Origin of the sequence: Streptomyces humidus (assembly GCF_014649655.1) — a bacterium.
Taxonomy (GTDB): Bacteria; Actinomycetota; Actinomycetes; order Streptomycetales; family Streptomycetaceae; genus Streptomyces; species Streptomyces humidus.
Genome location: NZ_BMTL01000094.1, coordinates 1 through 4,397 on the forward strand (window position 1 = coordinate 1; position 4,397 = coordinate 4,397).

At 66.0% G+C, this 4,397-nt stretch carries 2 protein-coding genes; both read right to left on the minus strand.

Going from position 1 to position 4,397, the window contains the following annotated elements:
• Positions 1-129: 129 nt before the first annotated feature.
• Positions 130-1,332: a response regulator gene (locus tag IE239_RS41105; protein ID WP_190154551.1), complete on the minus strand. Its 1,203-nt coding sequence runs from the start codon at positions 1,330-1,332 to the stop codon at positions 130-132.
• A complete protein-coding gene (locus tag IE239_RS41110; protein WP_190154552.1) occupies positions 1,329-4,118 on the minus strand; it encodes an ATP-binding protein in 2,790 nt (929 codons plus the stop codon). Before IE239_RS41110 ends, IE239_RS41105 begins: the two co-directional genes overlap by 4 nt.
• Positions 4,119-4,397: the final 279 nt, after the last annotated feature.

Consider the following 4,397-nt stretch of genomic DNA (forward strand, 5'->3'; position numbering starts at 1 on the left):
CATCGCCCCCACGGCGGCCTCGGCGGCCAGACCCCCTACGAACGCCTCAAGCAGAAGACCACGACCCAGGCGTAATCGTTGATCGTCAGTTGCACACGACACGGTCTGAGCCCTGGGTACCAGCTGGGGTTACGTCCACTGGGACAGGGTCAGCCAGCGTGCTTGAGCGTGGTGGACTGAGGGGAGGCCCCTGCCGTCATCTGTTCGCGCGTACCGGAAGGGAGTGTCTGACGTCAGACCCTCTTTTGCGCGTTGGAGGCCGTCGAATTGCAGGCAGCTCACTGCGCCTGTGGCGGGTTCCGTGTGGGCTAGTAGCCACGGAGCCAAGGACAGCAGGGTGCCTTCACGGGACGCGAGGATCGGCTGTCCCGTGATCACCGGCGTAGGGGTCGATACCGTGTTGGGGGCTGGCCTTCCGACCCCTTGCAGAGTGAGTACCTCAAGGGTGTATCGGTCGCCGTCGTAGGTCATGGAGGTGGGCACTACGAGATCGGCGCACCAGGAGGATGCTGCGCGGTGCGCGAATCGGCGCAGCAGTTGGTCGAGTTGGTCAGCCTGGTCCGGCGTGGGTGTGTCCCGGCCGTGTGCCAGGGCATTGCGTACGGAGATGAGTCTCTGGACCGGCTGGTGATCAGCTCGCTCCGGGGTGATCCAGGAATGTACCCGCCGGAATTCGCTGTCCGTATCGGGCCGGATTGCGAGAGCGGTGCAGATGTCGAACCAGGTGCCCATACTCGGGGCCGCCAGCCGGTCCGGCGTGATCCCCCGGAGCGGTGCGGGCGGGGTACTGCTGAGCCCCAGAATGGCGGCGAAGCGCAGTATCGACTCCAGCGTATGCAGGCCCTCGCGGATCTTCTTGTCCGGATCGGTGGCTCGGGCATACTTGGCAAAGCGCTGAGCCAGGGGGGTCGGCAGGCGGTGGGTGGCGAGCTCTAGGGATTCGCCTAAGCGATCGGCGACGGTCGCTGCGCATCGGTCCAGCAGTTCTTCTCCGGCGGTGTCCTTGACGACCCAGTCGACGGCATCGAGGCGGAGCGCCTCGATGACCTGCTGCTTCGAGCCTTCGCCGGACAGGACGAGGTTGGGAATGCGGCATTTCCGTTCTTTGAGCTGCCGGAGCAGCCACAGGCCACCCCATTCCTCGGGCGGCATCTTCATATCGATCAGCAGGAGGTCGAACGGGTGGGTGTCGATCTCCTGCAGAGCGGTGTGCCCGTCTGCGGCGAAGCGCAGGCGGGCACCTTCCTTGTGTAGCGGTCGGCACAGCGTGCGGGCCACGTCCACCTGGTCGTCGGCAACGAGGATGCGCAGGTTGGCCAGTCGCTGGGTCATGTGGACTCCGTTGGTGTAGGGGTAGCGAGTGGCAGGGTGGTGAGCCACGCGGTGCCGGAGGGCGTGGCGATGAGGCTGAGTTGTCCGCCGACCTTGGCGAGAAGCGAGCGGACTCCGAGCAGGCCCAGGCCGTTGCCTCCGGGTTTTGTGCTGCGGATTCGCTTGCCCGCGTTCAGGGCGGCGGCGATGTCGGAGGGAAGTCCGGGGCCGTCGTCCGAGATTTCGACGGCGGCTTCGTAGTCATCGGCGGTCCAGTCCAGGGTGATCGCCCCACCGTTGCGCAGCGCTTCGATCGCGTTGCCGATCAGGTTGTCGAAGATAGCGGTCAGGGCTCGTGCACCCAGCGCGACGTGGACGGTGCTCCTGGCCGTGGGAACCGACAGCGAGATGCTGGCAGGAAGTCGGGTGAGAACTGCTCCGGCATAGTGGCGCAGGAAGGCTCCGAGCTCGACGCTCTCGGTGTCGGCTGACGTGAGCATCGACGTTGCTGCGCGCAAGCGCAGCGCGAGGGTGTGCGCCTCGTCGAGGTGCCGGCTCGCGGCGAGTTGTTGCTGCAGCCGGGCCGTACGGCTCTCAGCGGGTTGGGAGTCGGCGAGGCGGGCGGCGACAAGTTGATTCTTCAGATCGTGCAGAAGGTCCGCCACGGCCGCCCGGTACGGCTCGGGGACCGGTTGGAGTGCGGCGATGACGGCTTGAGTGATCGGACCCGGTTGGGGCGGGGCCTCCGTCATGGCGACGATCACGTCGATGCCCTGTTCGGTCGCCTCTACGGTGATCGCTTTGCTCACCGCAGACCAGAGCGAGCACACGTCCTCCAGGATGGTCAGTGACGGAGGTTGAGCCGACCTGAATCCCAGTCGCAACGGCCGCTCGGCGAGGACTTCGACGGAGGTTTCTCCGCCACCTGAGGCGAGGGCGGAGAGCGCGGCGTCGAGCACTGCTCGCGCCCGACCAGAGATTGGGACAGGAGGAAGCGACGGCAGGGTCTCCATCCGGCCCCGGTGAAGGATCCGCCAGTCGTCGGCGAGATCGGGCAGAATGATGTCGGGATCGTCGGAGCCGAGACATCGGTAGACGTCGCACAACTGCACCAGGTGACGTACATGCACCGTGGTGATGTTTTCGGGACTCTCGATCCGCTCCAGGGTGTCTATCGCTCGCGCCAGGACGGTGTTGAGGGGGTCTGGGACAGCGGGCTTCTCGACGGCCTTACGGAACGCATCCCGCAGATGACTGCCGGGTTGCAGGGGAAGGTCGAGCTTCAGCAGTTCATCGACGCCAACTGCCCACTTGAGCAGCGCCGGAGCGTCTGAGGCGAGATGAAGCCCGAAGAGGCGCGCGGTGATCCATCGTTGCGTGGGAACCGGGGCGGCGTCGAGCAGAAAAGCCTGCTGGGCGAGGAAGAATCGGGCGAGGGAGCGGGCCTCTTCCTTGGCGCCGTCAAAGGACCGGGCCGGGGATCCGTCGGCGAGTCGGTCCAGGACACCGAGCACAGCCAAGGACGCACTGTGCTTCGCGGGCACCTTGCCCGGAACGGCAGCGCCCCGCGTTCTGAGCGTGACGCCCAGCGCCTTGCTGTGGATGACGGCGGTCGCCGTATACCGCTGCAGGTGGTCCGGCCCGCTGACCGTGTGCTCGTAGGTCACGGGGAGCTTCATGAGGCTGGCCGTGCGGGCCAGGCGCGTGGTGGGTTCGACCGGTGGTGGTGCGCTCGGTGCCACCAATTGCCATGTGGGGGCCCATTCTTGTGGCCAGCGGTCGGCCAGCGATCCCTGGAAGTCCCCCGCTTCGGAGACTGCGCCGATCACGGCTTGGAAGGAGTCGGCCCCAATCTCCCTAGGTATGCCGAGTGATCGCTGACCTGCTCCGAGGAGTAGCCCTGATGCCAACTCGACCTCGTGGAAGGCGGTGTTGTACACGTTGTTGGGAAGAGTGGTGAAAGCGAATTCGGCGGGGGGCGCCACGACGATGTGTCGTGCAGTGGCGAGCAGATGCTCGTAGCCGAGTATCTGGGCTCCCAGGTAGGCCAGGGCCTGGTAGTCCTGCTGACGGTATCTCTCCATCTGGTGGCCATTTTCGTATGCCCATGATGCGTGTAAGAGTGCCTGGGAGAGCAGGGGGCGCGACGTCTCGGGAAGGGAAAAGAGCGTCTCCAGGCGCCGCACGGCCCCGACATGGGCACGCGATACGGGGATCTCCTGGGCGGGCGGAGGCGGTGAGGCAGCGGTATCTCGCGCCGTAAGGACCTCAGGCACGTGCCGTTGCAGGAAGTCGAGCGCTGCCCGCTGCGCGGCGGTCTTCTTGTTGCTGCCGCTTCCCTCGCCAGCCCGCCGGTGCGTGTCCGTGACGACGGCCCGGAACAGAGGGGCGTGATCGGGGCCACCGCGCTCGTACTCCCAGGCCAACGCTGCGTGCCCCAGGACCTCATACAGGGTGGTCTTCGGGTCGTTGATGCTGGATGCGATCTCGCGCTGCTGCGTGGCCAGGTGCCCATGGAGCAGTCGTCTGGCGACTTCCTCCTCGCCCTCCAAGCACAGCACACCGATGACTTGGTGGCATAAAAGAGTGGTGACCTTCGGCGGAAGCGCATCTCTGTCGAGTCCCACGCTCAGGGCCGCGGACTTTCTCAGCCACTCCTGACGTGCGGCCCAGGTCGGGAAGGTAGCGACAATCCGGGCGACATCTGCGCTCATCGTCCCGGAGGTGGGATTCGCGATCCTGCGGTACCGCTCTACCGCGGCCGTCTTCCACAGGAACGCGCTGCTCAGCCGGCCCAGCGCGTCCAAGGAGGTCTGCGTGATGCCTGGTACTGCTCCCCGGCTCTCGAAAAGGTACGACCGGTGTATCAGTGCCGCGGCGATCGCGTTTCGTGCACCGTCTCTCGGGGCGAGAAGTCCCAGAGAGTCCAGGTGCGCGAATGCTGGCGCAGCCTCGCGGACTCGAGCCTCAATGGGAAGTTCGAGCACGCCTAGGGCCTGTGTGGAGTTGTGATCTCGTGGGGCCCCGGCTCGGGAGGGTCGGGGCCTTTGGAGTAGAACGGTGGGGTGTCTCGACCTCAACTTTCG